Source organism: Enterococcus sp. 125944 (genome assembly GCF_051909435.1).
Taxonomy (GTDB): domain Bacteria; phylum Bacillota; class Bacilli; order Lactobacillales; family Enterococcaceae; genus Enterococcus_D; species Enterococcus_D gallinarum.
On record NZ_JBQASY010000003.1, the window covers coordinates 106243 to 126404 of the forward strand.

The 20162-nt window shown below is 42.7% G+C and carries 16 protein-coding genes; 1 reads left to right on the plus strand and 15 read right to left on the minus strand.

Annotation, left to right across the window (positions count from 1 at the left end; translation table 11 throughout):
• Nucleotides 1-6: 6 nt before the first annotated feature.
• The 12 genes from carB to ACTFWY_RS04320 all read right to left on the minus strand — a co-directional run bounded on the left by carB (nt 7) and on the right by ACTFWY_RS04320 (nt 13967).
• Nucleotides 7-3189, minus strand: a complete 3183-nt coding sequence (gene carB / locus ACTFWY_RS04265) for a carbamoyl-phosphate synthase large subunit (RefSeq protein WP_311811069.1) — start codon at nt 3187-3189, stop codon at nt 7-9.
• Nucleotides 3190-4269 carry a carbamoyl phosphate synthase small subunit gene (locus tag ACTFWY_RS04270; RefSeq protein WP_003126609.1) on the minus strand — a complete coding sequence of 360 codons (1080 nt, stop codon included), beginning with the start codon at nt 4267-4269 and terminating at the stop codon, nt 3190-3192.
• On the minus strand, nt 4266-5555 hold the full coding sequence (locus tag ACTFWY_RS04275; RefSeq protein WP_311811068.1) for a dihydroorotase: 1290 nt from the start codon (nt 5553-5555) through the stop codon (nt 4266-4268). Before ACTFWY_RS04275 ends, ACTFWY_RS04270 begins: the two co-directional genes overlap by 4 nt.
• 41 nt (nt 5556-5596) lie before the next feature.
• On the minus strand, nt 5597-6523 hold the full coding sequence (locus ACTFWY_RS04280) for an aspartate carbamoyltransferase catalytic subunit (protein WP_060814300.1): 927 nt from the start codon (nt 6521-6523) through the stop codon (nt 5597-5599).
• Between the two features lie 41 nt (nt 6524-6564).
• Nucleotides 6565-7845, minus strand: a complete 1281-nt coding sequence (locus ACTFWY_RS04285; protein ID WP_003126613.1) for a solute carrier family 23 protein — start codon at nt 7843-7845, stop codon at nt 6565-6567.
• Between the two features lie 19 nt (nt 7846-7864).
• The gene (gene pyrR, locus ACTFWY_RS04290) at nt 7865-8401 is read right to left on the minus strand and encodes a bifunctional pyr operon transcriptional regulator/uracil phosphoribosyltransferase PyrR (protein ID WP_003126614.1); all 537 of its coding nucleotides are present in this window, start codon (nt 8399-8401) and stop codon (nt 7865-7867) included.
• A gap of 242 nt (nt 8402-8643) precedes the next feature.
• Entirely contained in the window at nt 8644-9549 is a 906-nt protein-coding gene (locus ACTFWY_RS04295) for an RluA family pseudouridine synthase (RefSeq protein WP_003126615.1), read from the minus strand.
• On the minus strand, nt 9550-10008 hold the full coding sequence (gene lspA / locus ACTFWY_RS04300; protein WP_003126616.1) for a signal peptidase II: 459 nt from the start codon (nt 10006-10008) through the stop codon (nt 9550-9552). It abuts the gene before it with no gap.
• Entirely contained in the window at nt 10005-10712 is a 708-nt protein-coding gene (locus ACTFWY_RS04305; RefSeq protein ID WP_439926603.1) for a CBS domain-containing protein, read from the minus strand. Before ACTFWY_RS04305 ends, lspA begins: the two co-directional genes overlap by 4 nt.
• The gene (locus ACTFWY_RS04310; RefSeq protein WP_096710990.1) at nt 10705-11112 is read right to left on the minus strand and encodes a hypothetical protein; all 408 of its coding nucleotides are present in this window, start codon (nt 11110-11112) and stop codon (nt 10705-10707) included. Before ACTFWY_RS04310 ends, ACTFWY_RS04305 begins: the two co-directional genes overlap by 8 nt.
• 651 nt (nt 11113-11763) lie before the next feature.
• Complete coding sequence (locus tag ACTFWY_RS04315; RefSeq protein ID WP_060814304.1) at nt 11764-13434, minus strand: formate--tetrahydrofolate ligase; 1671 nt, start codon at nt 13432-13434, stop codon at nt 11764-11766.
• A gap of 125 nt (nt 13435-13559) precedes the next feature.
• Entirely contained in the window at nt 13560-13967 is a 408-nt protein-coding gene (locus ACTFWY_RS04320) for an EbsA family protein (RefSeq protein ID WP_060814305.1), read from the minus strand.
• Between the two features lie 66 nt (nt 13968-14033).
• On the opposite strand from ACTFWY_RS04320, the gene ACTFWY_RS04325 reads away from it, so the two are divergent.
• Nucleotides 14034-14447, plus strand: a complete 414-nt coding sequence (locus ACTFWY_RS04325; RefSeq protein WP_060814306.1) for a ribonuclease HI family protein — start codon at nt 14034-14036, stop codon at nt 14445-14447.
• Here ACTFWY_RS04325 and cls read toward each other — a convergent pair.
• The 3 genes from cls to alaS all read right to left on the minus strand — a co-directional run bounded on the left by cls (nt 14430) and on the right by alaS (nt 19981).
• Nucleotides 14430-15896, minus strand: a complete 1467-nt coding sequence (gene cls, locus ACTFWY_RS04330; RefSeq protein WP_113849711.1) for a cardiolipin synthase — start codon at nt 15894-15896, stop codon at nt 14430-14432. The two genes, ACTFWY_RS04325 and cls, sit on opposite strands and share 18 nt — an antisense overlap.
• Nucleotides 15897-15905: 9 nt before the next feature.
• Nucleotides 15906-17045: a cation diffusion facilitator family transporter gene (locus tag ACTFWY_RS04335; RefSeq protein ID WP_003126624.1), complete on the minus strand. Its 1140-nt coding sequence runs from the start codon at nt 17043-17045 to the stop codon at nt 15906-15908.
• Nucleotides 17046-17338: 293 nt separating this feature from the next.
• On the minus strand, nt 17339-19981 hold the full coding sequence (gene alaS, locus ACTFWY_RS04340) for an alanine--tRNA ligase (RefSeq protein WP_103300884.1): 2643 nt from the start codon (nt 19979-19981) through the stop codon (nt 17339-17341).
• Nucleotides 19982-20162 lie beyond the last annotated feature (181 nt).

Genomic DNA, 20162 nt, shown 5'->3' on the forward strand with positions numbered 1-20162 from the left:
TGACTGCTAGATTGCTTTCGTTGAAAAACCTCTTGATTCCATTACTTGAAGAATGGCATCAGCGGTGTCTAACGAGGTAAAGAGCGGCACCCCATGCTCGACTGCTTCCCGGCGAATAATAAATCCGTCTTCAGTGGCTTTTTGCCGATTTTTGTCCATTGTATTGACCACCACTTGTGTCACGCCTTTTCTGATGAGATCAACGACAGTTTCATCTTCTGTTTCCGAGATTTTCGCTACCCGGGTAACTGGCAAGCCATAGCCTTCAAAGTAATCGGCTGTTCCTTTTGTCGCTAAGATCGAGAAGCCGATTTCGAAAAAGCGCGCAGCCAACACGGCGGCCTCTGCTTTGCTTTCATCCGCTACGGTAAAGAGAACTTTCCCGAATTCCGGAATATGCAAACCAGCTGCTTCAAAAGCTTTATATAAAGCTTTTTCTAAGTTTTTGTCTGAACCCATGACTTCACCGGTTGATTTCATTTCCGGACCTAAGTAAGTATCAACTTTTTGTAACTTGGTGAAAGAAAAGACCGGTGCTTTGATATGAACTTCGTTTGGTGTTGGATAAAGGCCATCACGGTAGCCCAGATCCGCCAATTTTTCTCCTAAAATCGCTTTTGTCGCGATCTGTGCCATAGGAATCTCTGTGACCTTGCTCAAAAATGGAACGGTTCGGCTGGCCCGAGGATTGACTTCAATGACGTAAACTTTTTCCTCGTGGATAACAAATTGAATATTCATCATTCCAACACAATTCAATCCCAATGCTAACCGTTTCGTATAGTCTTCGATGGTGGCAATCGTTGCGTCAGAAAGGTTTTGCGGTGGATAGACTGCCATCGAGTCACCTGAGTGGACCCCTGCTCGTTCGATATGTTCCATGATCCCCGGAATCAGAACCGTCGTGCCATCACAAATTGCGTCAACTTCACATTCTTTCCCTACTAAGTACCGATCGACTAAAACAGGATGTTCGGGAGAAGCTTTTACTGCATGCTTCATATAATCTTCCAGATCCGCTTGGTTCTCAACGATTTCCATTGCCCGACCACCTAAGACATAACTCGGACGAACAAGGACCGGATAACCGATGCGATTAGCGATCGCCACTGCTTCCGTGGTATTTGTAGCAGTATCTCCTGGGGGTTGTGGAATAGCTAATGCCTGTAACGCTTGTTCAAAGAGATCACGGTTTTCAGCACGATCGAGGTCTTCGATACTCGTACCTAAGATGCTGACTCCTGCGGCAACTAATGGCTCCGCCAAATTGATCGCTGTTTGACCGCCAAATTGAACAATGACCCCAATTGGTTGTTCCAGTTCGATCACATGCAAGACGTCTTCTAGTGTCAATGGCTCAAAATACAATTTATCGGAAATCGAGAAGTCTGTCGAAACGGTTTCCGGATTGCTGTTCATAATAATGGCTTCATAGCCCGCAGCCTGAATTGCTTTGACCGAGTGTACTGTTGCATAATCGAATTCCACACCTTGACCGATGCGGATCGGCCCAGAACCTAAGACTAAAACAGATTCTTTTTCACTGCGAACACTCTCGTTCTCAAACTCATACGTACTATAAAAGTAAGGCGTTGCCGACTCAAACTCGGCAGCACAAGTGTCTACCATTTTGTAGACGGGAAGCAACTGATTTTCCTTACGGATGTCTCGAATCTCTTGTTCTGTCATCTGCCATAACTCAGCAATTTTTTTATCGGTAAAGCCGTTTTGCTTCGCTCGTTTTAATGTTGTAAAATCTTGGCTGTTGGCAGCAAGTTCTTGTTCGATTTCATAGATGTGCAGCATTTTATTCAAGAAGAAAAGATCGATTTTAGTCATTTCATTCAATTCTTCAATAGCATAGCCGCGGCGAATGGCTTCCATGACATAAAATAAGCGATCATCTTGCGCTTTGATCACCTTATCGATCAAGTCATTGTCTGAAAGCTGTTCTAATTCTTTCATTTCAATATGATGTGTGCCGATCTCCAATGAACGCACAGCCTTCAGCAAAGATTCCTCGATATTCCGACCGATAGCCATCACTTCACCGGTTGCTTTCATTTGTGTCCCTAAACGGCGTTCGCCGGACTCAAATTTGTCAAAGGGCCAACGAGGGATTTTGGCTACCACGTAATCCAATGCCGGTTCAAACTCGGCATAAGTTGTTTCTGTGACAGGGTTTTTCATTTCATCTAATGTCAACCCAACAGCAATCTTTGCTGCTAGCTTCGCAATCGGATAGCCAGTTGCTTTACTTGCTAAAGCAGACGAACGGGAAACCCGGGGATTGACTTCGATCACATAGTAATTAAAGCTGTGGGGATCAAGCGCTAATTGAACATTACAACCGCCCTCGATTTTCAATGCGCGAATGATTTTTAGAGAAGCATCACGCAACATTTGGTACTCATGATCGGAGAGTGTTTGACTCGGTGCAAAAACGATCGAATCACCTGTATGGATCCCGACAGGGTCAAAGTTTTCCATGTTGCAGACAACGATCGCATTATCGGCTGAATCCCGCATGACTTCATATTCGATTTCCTTATAACCGGCAATACTGCGTTCGATCAGACATTGCGTCACTGGTGACAGTTTTAGACCATTCTCAGCAATCACTCGCAATTCCTCTTCATTGTTACACATACCGCCTCCAGTACCGCCAAGGGTAAAGGCTGGACGAACGATGATTGGATACCCAATCTTAGTTGCAAAAGCAACTGCTTCTTCCACTGTTGAAACGATCTCCGATTCAGGAATCGGTTGATTTAACTCTTCCATTAATTGTTTGAATAGATCACGGTCTTCTGCTTGATCAATCGCTGCTAATTTGGTTCCTAACAACTCGATTTCCAACTCATCCAAGATGCCGGAATTGGCTAATTCCATCGCCATATTCAAGCCGGTTTGACCGCCTAATGTTGGCAAGATCGCATCCGGACGTTCTTTTCTTAAAATCCGGGAGACAAATTCGAAAGTGATTGGTTCAATATAGACTTTGTCGGCAATTTCTTTATCGGTCATGATCGTTGCAGGGTTCGAGTTGACCAGCACAACTTCATAGCCTTCTTCTCGCAACGCTAAGCAGGCTTGCGTTCCTGCATAGTCAAATTCGGCTGCTTGGCCAATAATGATCGGTCCAGAACCGATAACCATGATTTTCTTAATATCTGTACGTTTTGGCATTTAGTTCTGCTCCTTCCATGCATCGATCATTTCTAAAAATTCATCAAACAAATGTACACCATCATGAGGTCCCGGTGCAGCATCTGGATGATACTGAACACTAAATGCTGGGTAGCGACGATGACGGACACCTTCAATGGTTCCATCATTGACTTCCACATGAGTGATGATCAGTTTCTCTTGATCAATCGATGCTTCTGCTACTGCAAAACCGTGATTTTGTGAGGTGAAATCAATTCTTCCTGTAGCGATTTCTCGAACGGGATGGTTCAATCCTCGGTGACCGAATTTCATTTTGTAAGTATCAGCGCCATTAGCTAAAGCAAACAACTGATGTCCTAAACAGATACCGAAAATCGGTACTTTTCCTTGGATTTCTTGAATCATTTTGATGGCTTCAGGGAGGCTTTTCGGATCACCAGGTCCGTTGGTCAGCATGACACCATCTGGCGCGAGATCCAAAATTTCCTGTGCGGTGGTATTGTAGGGTAAAATCGTCAGATTACAATTTCGTTGAGAAAGTTCTCTTAGAATGCTGTGTTTCAAGCCAAAATCGATCACGACGATATTCCGTCCTGTTCCTGGACTTGGATAAGGCTTTGAAGTTGAAACTTGTGCCACTTGATTGGTGGGCAAAACGGCTGCTTTCAATTGATCAAAGGCATGAGCAAATTCATCATTGGCATCCACAATACTAGCTTTCATCGTTCCAAATTGGCGGATTTTACGAGTCAAAGCCCGAGTATCGATTCCTGCGATTCCCGGAATGTTTTTGCGCTTTAGAAATTCGTCTAAGGTCAATTGTTTCCGCCAGTTGCTGGCTACACGAGCATGTTCTTTCACTACAACACCTTTACAAGTGGGAGCGATTGATTCATAGTCATCGCGATTAACACCGTAATTTCCCACCATTGGGTAGGTAAAGGTGATGATCTGACCGTTGAAACTTTGATCCGTAATGGTTTCTTGATACCCTGTCATACTAGTGGTAAAGACAATCTCGCCATAGACATTGATCTCTGCGCCAAATCCCTCACCTTCAAATAATGTGCCATCTTCCAAAATCAACCATCGTTTCATAAAATCCCCCTACCTTTTTGCCAAACTAATTTTCCATTGACCAATGTATGGGTGGTATCCCCATATAATGGCCAGTTATTAAATGGTGTGTTTTTTCCTTTTGAAAGAAATTGATCCGAATCGACAGTATAAGCTGTCTCTAGATCAAAAATCGCGAGATCTGCCGGAGCTCCCACCATTAATCTACCAGCTTTCAATCCAAAGATTTCAGCAGGCTTCTCGCTCATCCAAGCCACCGCTTGTTGGAGTGTAAAGCGGCCCGTTTTGACAAAATGCGTATAAATCAATTGAAAAGCATATTCTGAACCGACGATTCCAAATGGTGCTTTTAAAAAACTTTGCATTTTTTCGTCATAGCCATGTGGCGCGTGGTCTGTTGCGATACAATCGATCGTCCCATCCAGTAATCCTTCGATCAATGCCTCGCGATCTGCTCTACCTCTAAGCGGCGGATTCATTTTCCAAAATCCTTCATCGCCAGGGATATCTTCATCGATCAAAAGCAAGTGATGGGGGGAAACTTCTGCCGTCACATGGATTCCTGCTTGTTTAGCTTCACGTATGACCCGCACACTTTCTTTTGTCGAAACATGGCAGACATGGTAATGGGCCCCGGTTTCTTCTGCCAGCAGTACATCCCGGGCAATTTGTGATGCTTCTGTGGCACTAAGAATCCCCGGCAAGCCTAATTCTGCTGCTCTCTTACCCGCATGCATCACACCGCCAAATAACAGAGAGTCATCTTCTGTATGCGCCACTAATGCCATCTGGTTTTTGGCCGCTTCTTTCATCGCCAAGTACATCGTACCAGCAGTTTGGACGCCAACGCCATCATTGGTGAATGCAAAAGCGCCGGCTTCTTTCAATGCTTTTTGATCCGTTAAAACTTCACTACGTAATTCTTCTGTGATCGGTGCATACTGCAAAACATGAACCACGGCGTCTTCTTGGATACGTTGGTAGACTTGATGCAATTTTTCTGCGGTATCTGGCACAGGATTTAAATTTGGCATGGCACAAACCGTAGTGAAACCGCCACGAGCGGCTGCCATACTTCCTGTTTTGATCGTTTCTTTGTATTCAAATCCTGGCTCTCTGAAGTGAACATGAACATCCACTAATCCTGGAGTGATCAGTTGTTGCTTTGCATCGATCACTTGATCGAACCCTGTTTCTGAAAAAGTCCTTCCGATCGCTTGGATGATACCATCTTCGATCCAAATTTCTGCAGGGATACAATGATCACCGTCAGCGATGATCTTTCCGTTCTTAATGAGTGTTTTCATGTTGCTTCCTCCTCTATCTCTATTGGTCGCGTTTCTTATAATTAAGCTTTGCCATTCAATACCGCTTCTAAAATTGCCATCCGGACAAACACGCCATTCGTCATTTGTGTGACAATTCTTGAACGCAGCCCTTCAACTAATGGATCTGCCAGCTCAACATCACGATTGACTGGAGCCGGATGCATGATGATGGCATGGTCTTGCATTTTTGCTGCACGTTCCACTGTCAATCCATAATCCCGTAAGTAAGCCTCTTTTGAGAAACTTTCTGAGCCATCATGGCGTTCGTGTTGGACCCGAAGCATCATCATCACATCGACTTGATCCACTAATTCATCTAGAGGCAACCAGTGTCCATACACTTCAAATTCATTGTCATACCATTGTGGCGGGCCAGAAAAATACACTTTGGCGCCTAATCGTTTGAGCATTTGCATATTTGATTTGGCGACACGGGAATGGGTGATGTCTCCGACGATCGCTACTTTCAGTTGATCAAAGTGGCCAAATTCTTCATAGATCGTCATCAAGTCTAATAAGCATTGCGTGGGATGCTGTCCGCTGCCATCGCCTCCATTGATGATGCTGCATTGGATCGTTTTACTTTGGATCAACTCGTCATAATAATTTTCATCCCCGTGGCGGATCACAGCGACATCCACGCCAAGGGCTGACATTGTCAGCACGGTATCATAAAGGGTTTCGCCCTTTTGCACAGAACTCGTTGAGGAGTCAAATTCAATCACTTCAAGACCTAATTTCTTTTCGGCTACATCAAAACTTTTGTGGGTTCTGGTACTATTTTCAAAGAAAAGGTTCGTAGCAAAGTATTGTTCTTTTTGCGGCATCCATTTGGCCCCTCTTTTAAATTCCTGCCCTCTGCGGATAAGCCCCATCACTTCTCGATCTGTTAATGCTTCAACGGTCAAAAGATGCTTTAAACTGATTCTTTCTGATTGGATGATCATGAATAATACCTCCTAGTTTTTCCCTTTTAGTTGACTGCTAGCTATTGTTCTTCACTGCGTGATGTTTCTGGCAAAATTAGATTTAAAATGATTCCTAAGACAGTTGCTAATGCCATGGCTGATAAGGTGAATGTTCCGACCGTAAAGACAAGGCCGCCGATTCCGATCACCAGAATCACAGAAGCAATGATCAAATTCTTTTTGCGGTCAAAATTGATTTTATTGTCGATCAAGATTTTCATCCCGCTTGCAGCAATGACACCGAACAATAGGAAGCTGATTCCAGAAATGACCGGATTTGGGATACTCAAGATCAAGGCACTCAATTTTCCGACAAAGCCTAACAAGACAGCCAAGACAGCCGCACCACCGATAACAAAGACACTGTGCACTCTCGTAATGGCCAAGACACCAATGTTTTCACCATAACTTGTCACAGGGGGTCCCCCAACGAATCCGGCAACGATTTGCGCAAAGCCGTCTCCCATCAATGTTTTGTTTAATCCTGGTTCTTCAAAAAAGTTACGCTTTGTTAGTTTATTCAAAACCATCAAATGGCCAATATGTTCTGTCATCGTGACAAAAGCGATAGGCGCCATCGTCGTGATCGCATTCAAATGTAGCGTTGGCTTGTATTGAACAAAGGGAATTTCGAAGCTTGGTAATGAGAACCAAGCAGCATCAATGATTGGCTGCACATCTACGATCCCAGCAGCTAAAGCTACTAAGTAACCACCAATGATCCCTAGTAAGATGGGGATCAAGCCAAGAAACCCTCGCAAAAACATGTTGAAGAAAATCGTCAATCCCAATGTAACCAATGCAACTAAGATAAATTTAAAATCATAGATGTCCCCATTGTACATTGCGTTTTGAGCGGCATTAGCAGCTAGTCCTAACCCGATAACCATGATCACAGGCCCTACGACGATCGGCGGCAAAATTTTATCCAGCCATGCAGCACCAATCTTTTTGATGATCAGAGAAACGATGATGTAAACCAGTCCTGTTGTAACAGCTCCTTGGGCGATTGCCGGGTAGCCGTCTGATTTCATCAACATTTGCATTGCAGCGATAAAAGCAAAGCTGCTCCCTAAGTATGCGGGAATCTTTCCTTTCGTCGTAACGAGGTAAACAAGTGTCCCCAAACCAGAACTTACTAAAGCGATACTTGGGTTGATCCCAACTAGGATCGGTACTAAAACAGTTGCTCCGAACATCGTGAATAAATGTTGAAGACTTAAGCCTAACCAAGGCAATGCCTTTGGGCGATCATTGATATCTAATACCACATCGGTATTGCGAAATTCTTGCTTTTCCATGTGTCTGTCACTCTTCTTCCTACTCGTTTTCTTTATTGATCATGATTCGATCAGAACCGTCAGATTCTTCCATTTCAACAATGATTTGTTCGCTTAATGCCGTTGGAATATTTTTCCCTACAAAATCTGCCCGAATCGGTAATTCTCGATGCCCCCGATCGACTAGTACGGCTAGTGAAATCCGGCGAGGACGACCGAAATCCATGATGGCATCTAATGCTGCCCGGATGGTGCGCCCTGTAAACAACACATCATCGATCAAGATGACTTCTTTGCCATCGATTGCTGTTGGAATGTCAGAAGAATGGATCTCAGGATCTTCATCTGATTTTTTATCGTCTCGATACAATGTGATATCCAGTTCGCCAACGGGGACTTCTACCCCTTCCAATTGTTTCAAGCGTTCAGCAATTCGTTGTGCGATATAGATTCCCCTAGTCTTGATTCCTACTAAGACTAGGTCATCAATCCCTCGGTTGCGTTCGATGATTTCATAAGTGATTCTGGTCAATGCTCGTTTCATTGTTACTGCATCTACTACTTCTTTGGTTGGCATTTCGTTCCCTCCTAATTTTGAACATAAAAAAACTCCTGCCTAGTGAGGCAGGAGTTATGTTTTCCGATCATACTTTCTGGCGCTGTATACAGCGATCCAGAATATGCGCAATCATCCAGCAAGTTTTCGATGCTCCAACGCGGGAGTCGTCTGCTTGCTCATTTCCTTCTTAGCCTCACGGGACTACACTTAAAGGAGCTATTTATTTGTTACACACACTATACAGTTCTTTGAAAAAAAAATCAATCATTTTTTCGCAATTTTTTTAAGGTTTCCTCAAAAAGTTCGGGTAATGGCGCTTCAAAAACCATTGATTCTCCAGTTGTCGGATGGGTAAATCCTAACAGTTTGGCGTGAAGGAATTGGCCATTGCCTTTCAAAGTCTTTTTAGGGCCATAAACAGGATCGCCGGCTAATGGAAAGCCAATGTATTGCATGTGGACCCGAATTTGATGGGTCCGACCCGTTTCCAACTGTAATTCGACTAAAGTAAATTGATCAAAACGTTCCAAAACTGTAAAATGTGTCACAGCCGGCTTACCATCTTCTTGCACTGCTTGCATCTTGCGATTCACTTTAGAACGGCCAATCGGTGCATTGATCGTGCCTTTTTCGTGAGAAATATTCCCATGGACCAGCGCAACATACTTCCGTAAAGAAGTTTTGTCTTTCAACTGTTTGGCTAACGCTTCATGGGCATGATCATTTTTGGCAATCATCAATAGCCCTGACGTATCCTTGTCGATACGATGAACAATTCCTGGTCGTACAACATCATTGATCGAAGATAAATCGGTCATATGATACAACAATGCATTGACCAGCGTTCCATTAGGATGCCCTGCCGAAGGATGAACGACCATTCCTTGCGGTTTATTGATCACGGCAACATCTTGGTCTTGATACACAATCGTCAAAGGAATATCTTCAGGTTCCAGATCTAGGGACTCCGGTTCTGGTACTTGAATCACTAACTGGTCACCAGCTTTTACTTTGTAATTTGCACGAATTGGATCCCCTTGACAGGTGACCGCACCTTCTTTCAACCATTGTTGAATTTGCGAACGGCTCGCTTCTAGACGATCTGCCAATACTTTATCGACACGCCCTTTTTCTTCATGGATTACTACTTCAATTTGATTATTCATTTATTTTCCCTTCACTTCATCATCAACTAACGCATAGATAAAAATCAATAACACGCCGATCACTAACGACATGTCTGCAATATTAAAAATCGGAAAATTGATAAAATCTAGCTGAAACATATCCACGACGTACCCCAAACGCAAGCGATCGATAAAATTTCCGATCGCTCCGGCTAAGATAAAGGATAGTCCCAATCGAAACCATATACTGCTTTTACGATGACGGATCAACAAATAAGTTACAACAATAACAGCGGCAACCGTGATGATCGTAAAGAAGGTCATCTTCCCTTCTAAGATACTCCATGCGGCACCGGTATTCCGAATATAAGTTAGTGAAAAGACATGGTCGATCAACGTTTGAACATCACCTAATTCAAAATTGCTGACGATCCAAAACTTCAACCACTGATCAAGTCCAACAATTATGGCACTTAGTAAAAAAAACAAAGCTATCATCTTTTTTCCACACTTTCTTCGTTAAAAATATCCCGCGGACGAACGATGCCTAATAAATTTCCATTAGGATCGCCATTTTTTGTGATTAATACCGCTTCAAGTAAAGCATTTTTATGGAACAGGTCTTCTACTTCAGTGACCGTTGTTGTCGCGGGTACAAACTGATAATTGGACTCTTTACCGTCTTTGATCAACAAGTCTACTGCTTTACGCCCTTCTAATCGGATCTCTCCTTTTAGACTTTCTTGAGCAAACCAGTATCCTAACATACGTAAAGTGATCAACCCAACAAAACGTCCTTTGTCATAGAGTGGAAATTGTGAAAACCGCTTTTGAGCGACGATCTTCAAGATTTCTTTCAGCGCCAACGTTTTTTCAAAACCGGTCACTTTTTTACCAAACTTAGGTAAGACCGTTTCAGGCTGCAACAAGGCCTGTTCGATTTGTTGGATTCGTGTCACTACCCATTGATTTGGCTCGGCAATCACAAAATTTTCACCGATTTTTTCATGAACGATGGCGTTCCGCAATTGGGCCATCTGCAATAAATCTTCTTCGTATTTTTTGATGTCTCCTTGCTTCTGTTTTGAAAGACGGCGAACCATCTCTGAAAAACCCATGTTACGAGGATTACCCAAATCGTCTCTCAATTGTTTTTCGATTCGATTGAAACTACTCAAAAAAATATCTGCTCCGCTAGCCATTTGTTACCTCCTCAATTACATACGCTTGTTTGCTATAATAAAGACCTAAACATAGATAACCTGCTAAATAAAGAAAGATACCCGAAAGGATAATGGACAACTGTCCGCTGCGAGTTAAAAACGCGATCATTAGAAACAGACCAATATAAAACAGCACATAAAAAGAAATCAGTCGCGGATTCATTTTTATTTCTAATGGAGTTTCTGCGTGTAAATCAGCCAACGCAATTTCTTTGCTTTTTAGGATGGAAAATCGGACAGACAATCGGTTGTCAGAATTGAGATTCAGCTCGACGGTCTCTTGATGATTGATTCTGGCGACTTTCTGCCCATCCACTAGCAAATCCAGCGGACTCCCCATCGCGTAAAAGCCGGTATTTCGTATGATTTTACGTTTCATCGTTTTATACGCTCCAATTTTATCAGTATACTTTAATTTTCTTAGAAAGAAAACAGTCTTTTAAATGCACTACTGATTATATTATAACAAAAGACACGTCTCTTGCCTCTTGCTAACATTTAACTTTCAGTCTTTTAATAGATTGAAAATCCAAAAGCGGCAAATCATAAGATAAAAACGAGCGACTTTTATAGCCCTCTTTTTAAAACCATTCTTTTTATAGTCTCTCGTTTAAAAGAGCTTGATAACACTTTCTCCTTCCCGTTTCCTACTTTCGTTTCTAATGTTTCTAAGAGCAACGGATAAATAGGAATGCTGGAGATAACTATGGGAGACTTTTAGAAAACTTCGCAAAAAATCAAATATCCTCGCAGCCTCTTCAATTATTTCTTCCAATTTTTGAAAGTCAGAAGAAAAAGAGAGGTTTTATTCTCCTCCGAATCTCGCAGCCTATGTACAGCATCGACAAAAAACGAACCAAACAAAACCTACTGAAAGACGACAAATCGCTCGCAAACAACACACCACACTTACAGAATCAATAGTGATCTGTAAGTGTGGTGTGTTGTAAGAAATTGACTGAACTATTACTGGAGCCTTCGAGAACCTATTTCTTCATCCAGTATTCGCAGATGCGGAGAGAAAATAAGATTAAAAAAGGCCAGATACATTGCCGTCTGCATCGACATCCATATTCAATGCTGCTGGTTTCTTAGGCAGTCCAGGCATTGTCATAACAGTACCGGTCAATGCAACAATAAAACCAGCGCCTAGTTTTGGTACAAATTCACGGATCGTAATCGAAAAATCAGCCGGTGCGCCCAAAAGCTGCGGATCATCACTAAAAGAGTACTGTGTTTTTGCCATACAAATCGGCAATTGATCCCAGCCATTTTTTTTGAAGACGTTCAATTGGCGCTGTGCCACACTTGAGAAGACCACATTTGATCCGCCATAAATCTCTTTGACGATCTTGGCAGCCTTATCAGGAAGGCTCTCTTCATTTTGGTAAAGCCTACGATAATTGCCGGGTTGTTCATCAATGGCAGTGACGACTTGCTGCGCCAAAAGTTCCCCCCCTGCGCCACCTTTCTCCCAAACTTGCGTCCGAGCGATTGGTACACCAATTTCCTTGCAGCATTGCTCCAACATTTGGATCTCAGCTTCGGTATCAGTGACAAATTCATTGATTGCAACAACAACTGGCAATTGATAGTTTTGCATGTTTCTCACGTGACGTTTCAAGTTGGCAAAACCCGCGACTAAAGCCGCTACATTTTCTTCTTTTAAATGTTCTTTATCTATCCCGCCGTGCATTTTTAAGGCGCGAATCGTTGCGACCACTACGACAGCGTCTGGTGCTTTAGAGAGATTGGGTGTTTTAATATCCAAAAACTTCTCTGCCCCGAGATCTGCGCCGAACCCCGCTTCAGTAACCGTGTATTCTCCTAAATGGAGAGCTGTTTCAGTGGCAATGACACTATTACAGCCATGGGCGATGTTGGCAAAAGGTCCCCCATGAATCAACGCAGGCGTTCCTTCGATGGTTTGAACCAAATTTGGTTTCAAGGCATCTTTCAACAATAAAGCTAATGCCCCCTGAACCTGCAAATCCTTGACGTAGATAGGTTGTTTATCATACGTATAACCAATCAAAATATTGCTCAAGCGCTCTTTCAAATTATCCAAATTCGTTGCTAGACACAAAATAGCCATAATCTCACTAGCAACGGTGATATCAAAGCCATCTTCTCTAGGTACTCCTTGCAGTGGTCCGCCTAGTCCGACGATCACTTGTCTTAATGCACGATCATTCAAATCCACGACACGTTTCCAAATGATCCGTCGCGGGTCGATCCCTAATTCATTTCCTTGTTGGATATGATTGTCCACCAACGCAGATAATGCATTATTCGCAGCAGTGATTGCGTGCATGTCCCCGGTAAAATGAAGATTGATGTCCTCCATCGGCAAGACTTGCGCTCTGCCTCCGCCAGTCGCACCACCCTTGATCCCCATGACTGGACCTAATGATGGTTCTCGTAAAGCAATCACGGTTTGTTTTCCAATACGGTTTAAGCCATCTGCCAATCCAATCGTGACTGTCGACTTTCCTTCTCCCGCAGGGGTTGGGTTAATCGCTGTGACTAAGATCAACTTGCCGGTGGGGCGTTCCGCGATTTCCTTGATTGCTGGCCAATCGATTTTTGCTTTATACTTCCCATATTGTTCTAGATCTTCTGCTTGTAATCCGATAGTTGCTGCAATATCAATAATCGGTTTAATTGTTGCTTCTTGTGCAATTTCGATATCTTTTTTCATCAGTAACCCTCTATTCCCGAACTATTATTCCTTATTCATTCATATTTGTTTGTCCTATTTCTATTATACCGTTTTTCATGAAGATTGAAACCCTGTTTTTCACCGGAATAAAAAAAGAGCCAGAATTATTTTTCTGACTCTTGTCTTTCAAGAATAGGCACTAGATTAACAAAGTGTGTCTGTAATACTTCAAGATCTTTTTTACGCATTACAAACGTATAGCTTCTTTCATTGGTCACGATTCTCAAATGATGATTCTCTACCCCAATGGCTTGGATTTTCTCGAGAGGAATAACTACTCGTTTCCAAAAGCGGGCATAGGTGATTTTGATGGTCTTCTCCGTCAAATAAAGGCGGCGCTGCAATCCTAACCAGACAAGAAATAGAAAAATCCCCAACACAAGATTGCTTTTCCAATAAGGGCGAGTATTTTCCAGTGCCAAAATCAAGCTGTAAAACAAAACGATCAGTGAACTGGACCAATAGATAATTGCGGTGGCTGGTTCTGGTTGCCAAAAATAGTTACGTTTCATAAATAATTTCCTCACGCGATCAATTTCTAGTATACTTATATCCATCATAACAGAAGGAGTCAACTCATGCTAAAAGTGTATCTCGATGCTTCAACCAAAGGAAACCCTGGACCTAGTGGCGGCGGTCTGTTGATTGTAGGGGAAGACCTGCATGAACAGCATGCCTTTGTACTACCCACGCTCACAAATCACCAAGCAGAATTTGCTGCGATGCATCATGCTCTTGAATTTCTTTTAACGAAAGAATGGCAAGACCAGACGATCATGCTTTATACAGACAGTAAAGTCGTCGCTCAAACAATCGACAAAAATTATACGAACAACCCCGATTTTCGGAAGTATTTAGAGGAAATCCAAGAGTTGCTGCCCTATTTCACTTTACTGATTGTCCAATGGATTCCCGAATCTCAAAACAAAGGTGCCGACCATCTGGCCCGTCAAGGGTTAGCTAAGGCTTTAAAATTACAGGATCGGCGATAACAAACGAGAAAAGTTTTGCTTGAAACGCAACCAGTAAGATTGTTTAGCCAGCATTTCATCTGTCAATAAAGTGGACTGCAGCATATCCTCTTCAAAAATCGTTTTTAATTGCGCCGTGACTTCTTGATCATAAACGAATGCATTGACTTCAAAATTCAACGCATAACTGCGAATGTCCTGATTTGTCGTTCCAAACGAGCAGATGGTATCATCCATCATAACAGTTTTGGCATGCAAAAATCCATTCTCATAGATATAGATTTTCGCTCCCCGGCGATGTAAATAGTTGGCATAGTGTTGGGTCGCTCGATAGATAAATGGATGATCCGGCATGCAGGGAATCATGATTCGAACATCTACACCTGAGTGGATGGCGATCTCCAAGGCATTCATCATACTGTCGTCAGGAATCAGATAAGGGGTTTGGATCCAAATCGATTTTTCAGCCGCCAAAATCATCTTGACGAAGCCGCCTTTAAGAATCTGCGTTTCCGTCTCAGGTCCGTCGGCCACGATTTGCATATCGACATGACCTGCCTCTTCTTTAGGCGGTAAAATGAAATAGCGATCTTCATATTCCAGTTGATCTGCTTCATTTCGAATCGAGGCATTCCAATCGCGGATAAAGATTTCCTGTAAGGTAAAACTAGCAGTTCCAACGATTCGCGCATGTGTATCCCGCCAATAACCAAATTTTGCTTTTTTACCTAAATATTGATCCCCTACATTAAACCCGCCGGTCCAGCCAATTTGGCCATCAATCACCACGATTTTGCGATGCAAATGGTAATTCAAACGTGTATTGCGAATCAAATTTTTTGAAGTAATAAAGGGCACGACCTTTCCGCCAGCGTCCATTAATGGCTGAAAGAATTTACGATTTGCTTTGGGAGAACCCCATGGATCGAATATTAGTCGAACTTCTACTCCTTGCTTGGCTTTTTCAATTAGGACATCAAGAAACTGCCCACCAATTTCATCATTAAAAAAAGAATAGTATTCCACATGAATATTGTCTTCAGCATTTTGCATATCTGAAAATAAGGCAGCAAATTTTTCCTTGCCGTCCGTATAAAATTGTACCTGATTGCCTTTTGTCAAAGGGGATTCATCTAAATTTTTAAAATACCGTTCCAATAGATGGTTGTCATCTGAGTATGGATGCTCTGGAAAGGAATAATTGTGGACTTTGATGATTTGATTTAATTCATTGATCCTGCTTTGATGGTGCTCACTGAATTTATAAATGATTTCTCCGTCGATTCCTCGACCACAAAACAAATACAACAAAAACCCAAAACCCGGGATAAAGACTAATGTCATCATCCAGGCAAAAACACTTGCAATTGATCGCGGTTTACGAAAGACCGTAATAAATGCCGCAACTGTATTGACAAACAGCAACGCCAAAAAGACGGTCGAAACCACACTCATATCCATTTTTATCATATTTTCCTCCTACAACAAATAAGTATGATCAAACGTGATCGCCACCTCATACGTGCCGATTTCATGCGTAATCTTTTGATAAATTTTATCTTGCAGTTCACGATCTGTGTAATTTCTTTGCTTTGGGATCACCAAATCAAAAGCAAACTGTTTTTCGTGAATCCGAAAGTCGTGCATCCTTAACTCTGGATCAATCGTCTCAACGATTTGTCTGACTTTTTCCCGCAACTGCCGGTACTGTTTATTTTGGATAGGGACAGGATCAAGATGACAAACCAATTCAACTTGAAGGTTCCTTTGAAAATCATGTTCGATCGCATCAATTACTTCATGGGCTTGTGACAAACTCCAGCTTTCATTGACTTCAATATGAACACTAGCAAAACGATTCTTGGGACCATAGTTATGAACGAGCAGATCATGGTACCCCAATATTGTTGGATAACGATCTAGTCGATCCTCCATCTCACGGATTTCAGCTTCTGTCGGACGTGCACCTAGCAGTTCATTGATAAAGGTACGGATCATCATGATACCACTAAATAAAATGTATAGCGCGATCAGCAAGCCAATATACCCATCCACCCGCCAACCGGTTCCCCATTCAATCAATGCAGAGAGCAAGACCGCAACTGTTGTGAGTACATCATTAAAACTATCTTGTCCGCTAGCTTGTAAGGTTGCAGAGTCAATTTTCTTCGCCAATTGACGGTACATGAGACCTTGCCAAAGCTTTAATCCGATTGACAAGATCAGCACAATAAACAACCATGGTGATAAACGGATCGGTTCAGGAGCAATGATTTTTTCAAAGGCATTTTTTAGAAACTGAAAACCAACAAATGTGATCAGTAAAGAAACCACAAAACCGCTAATGTATTCAAACCGTTCATGGCCGTAGGGATGCTCCCTATCCGCCGGCTTGGCAGCAATCCGAAAACCGATCAATGTCAAAAAGGAGGAGGCGGTGTCAGACAGACTATTGATAGCATCTGCCATGATCGAGACCGATTGTGCCGACAGTCCAATCAGAAACTTTGCGACAAAAAGAAGTGCATTTGAGAGCAATCCCAGATAGCCCGCAAGTTTACCGATCATGGTGCGATCAGTTGCGTTTCCTTTCATTCGCTTTAAAAAGAAGCGCAGCATAACATTCCCTCCAAGCGTAAATTCGTCTTTCTTATTTTACCCCGAATGAAATCAGTAAAACAACTAAAAGCATGTAAAAAACGTATTTTTCTAAAAATGAATGCTTCAGCTATTCCAAAATTTCTCTTTAATAAAATCCAATTTCTGCAAAAACAGAAAAAATACCCGAAGGAATCGCGTTTCGATCCTCTACCGAACGTCTTATAAAAAGACGCGGCAGCTCTCTGACACACAATTCCAGTTCGGATATTTCTTGATGTTATACATTTTTTTTATGATTTGCTGTTAAAGAATCAGTTTGCGGCTAACCAATTGGCTACTTCAGTTAATGCAGCGTCGATTCCTTCTGGTTGCTTCCCACCGGCTTGTGCCATATCTGGACGTCCGCCGCCACCGCCGCCGACTTTCGGTGCGATGTGCTTGATCAAATCTCCAGCTTTCAAGCCTTTCTCATTTGCCTGTGGCGTCATTGCAGCCAACAGATTAACTTTGCCATCGTTGGCTGTAGCAAGAACTAAAACATCCGATAATTCTTTTTGTTTCCATTGGTCTGCCAATTGGCGTAACTGATTCATATCTTTGACAGTTACTTTTGCAGCAATAAAACGAATCCCATTCACTTCTTTGACATCTTTGAAAACATCGCCAGCTTGTTGATTGGCTAGTTTGCTCGCCAGTGCTTGATTTTCTTTTTGCAGATCCCGCAGTTGTTGCTGTAATTGTTCTGTTTTGCTGACTACATCTTTGATTTGTGCCGATTTGACGATCCCTGCAATGGCTTTTAGCTGTGCTTCTCCTTCATGCAGCAATGCGTAAGCTTCTTGACTCGTCACTGCTTCAATCCGACGAACGCCAGCACCAATCCCGGATTCAGAAACAATTTTGAAAATACCGATATCTTCTGTATTGGCGACATGTGTGCCACCGCAAAGCTCGATAGACCAATCTGCGACATTGACTACACGCACATCGTGGCCGTATTTTTCGCCAAAGAGAGCCATCGCCCCCATGCCCTTCGCTGTATCGATGTCGGTTTCGATAGTTACGACTGGCAAAGCTTCCCAAATTTTCTGATTGACGATTTGTTCCATCTGACTTAATTCGTCTGCAGTCACTTGGCCAAAATGACTAAAGTCAAAACGCAAGTGTCCAGGTGCAACTAATGAACCTGCTTGATTTGCATGGCTACCTAGCACTTCTTTCAACGCTTTGTGCAATAAATGAGTGGCTGTGTGGTTTTTGATGATTTTGTTCCGACGGTGCTGATCAACTTGCAAGAAATAAGAAGCCCCTTCCGTCAAGTTGCCAGTTACCTTCGCAGTATGCAGAAACTGGCCATTTGGTGCTTTTTTTACATCAGTGATCTCCGCAACGATAACACCAGATTGGTCAACAACAGTACCAGTGTCCGCTACTTGACCACCCATTTCTGCATAGAATGGTGTTTCTTTGAAGATCAGTTTGGCTTCACCAGTGGTTACTGTATCAAGCAATTGTTCCTCTTGAATGATCACTAACAATTCGCTGTTGACTTCAAGGCTTTCGTAGCCAACAAAACGGCTTTCGACTTTGATATCAGTCAAAAGAGCGGATTGAACACCCATAGAAAGCTCAGTCGATCGAGCAGAACGAGCCCGTGCCCGCTGTGCATCCATTTCTTTTTCAAAACCGGCATGATCAACTTTCAACCCTTCATCTTGAGCGACTTCTTCAGTCAATTCAACAGGGAATCCGTAAGTATCATACAACTTAAAGATATCGGCACCTGCTAATGTCTCTTGCCCATCTGCCTTCACTTTAGCAATGACTTGGTTCAAGATCTCTAATCCTTCATTGATCGTTTCATGGAACCGTTCTTCTTCATTACGGATTACTTTTTCGATAAACGCTTGTTGAGCCAATACTTCCGGATAATAACTCTCCATGATTTTTCCTACGATCGGAACAAGTTTATATAAAAAGGCTGAATCGATACCTAATTTCTTGCCATGCATGACGGCGCGGCGTAGCAAACGGCGCAACACGTATCCGCGTCCTTCGTTTGACGGTAGTGCACCATCGCCTATAGCAAAAGAAAGCGCGCGAATGTGGTCGGCGATCACTTTGAAGGAAATATCTGTTGCTTTGCTTTCGCCATATGCAAAATTGCCGCTCAATTCTTGAACCGCTTCGATGATCGGCATAAAGAGATCTGTTTCAAAGTTGGTTGGTGCATTTTGGATGATCGACACCATCCGTTCAAGCCCCATCCCCGTATCAATGTTTTTGTGTGGTAATGGTTCATACGTGCCATCTGCTTGATGATTGAACTCTGAAAAGACCAAATTCCAAATTTCCAAATAGCGTTCATTTTCACCGCCAGGATAATTCTCCGGATCATCTTCTGCGACATCGTTGAACTCAGGTCCCCGGTCATAAAAAATCTCTGAATCTGGTCCACAAGGTCCAGCACCGATATCCCAGAAGTTGTCTTCGATCTCTACGATGTGTTCTGGAGTCAACCCGATTTCTTCGCGCCAAATTCGTTTTGCTTCTGTGTCTTTTGGATACACTGTGACATAAAGCTTTTCTGGATCAAAGGCCATCCATTCTGGAGAAGTCAAAAACTCCCACGCCCAATGGATTGCTTCATTTTTGAAGTAATCACCAATCGAAAAATTTCCTAACATTTCAAACATGGTGTGGTGACGTGCTGTCTTACCAACATTTTCGATATCGTTGGTCCGAATCGATTTTTGTGCATTGGTGATTCGCGGATTTTCTGGAACAACGGTACCGTCAAAATATTTTTTCAATGTTGCTACACCTGAGTTGATCCACAACAATGTTGGGTCATTTACAGGGACGAGTGATGCACTAGGCTCGATCGAATGTCCTTTTGATTGAAAGAAATCGAGAAACATTTGACGAACTTCGGCACTTGATAAGTGTTTCATATAGTTTTCCTACTTTCTAATGATAAAATCGCTTGGGAGCAAGGAATGCTTTTGTTCTTTGGTGACCTTTCTCTCTGATATCTGTTCATTCGACGAACTCGCTTCTGGGCAGTCAAACAAAAAAACACCACTGCAGAGCAAGGACGTAGCTACGCGGTACCACCTTACTTGCAATGATGTT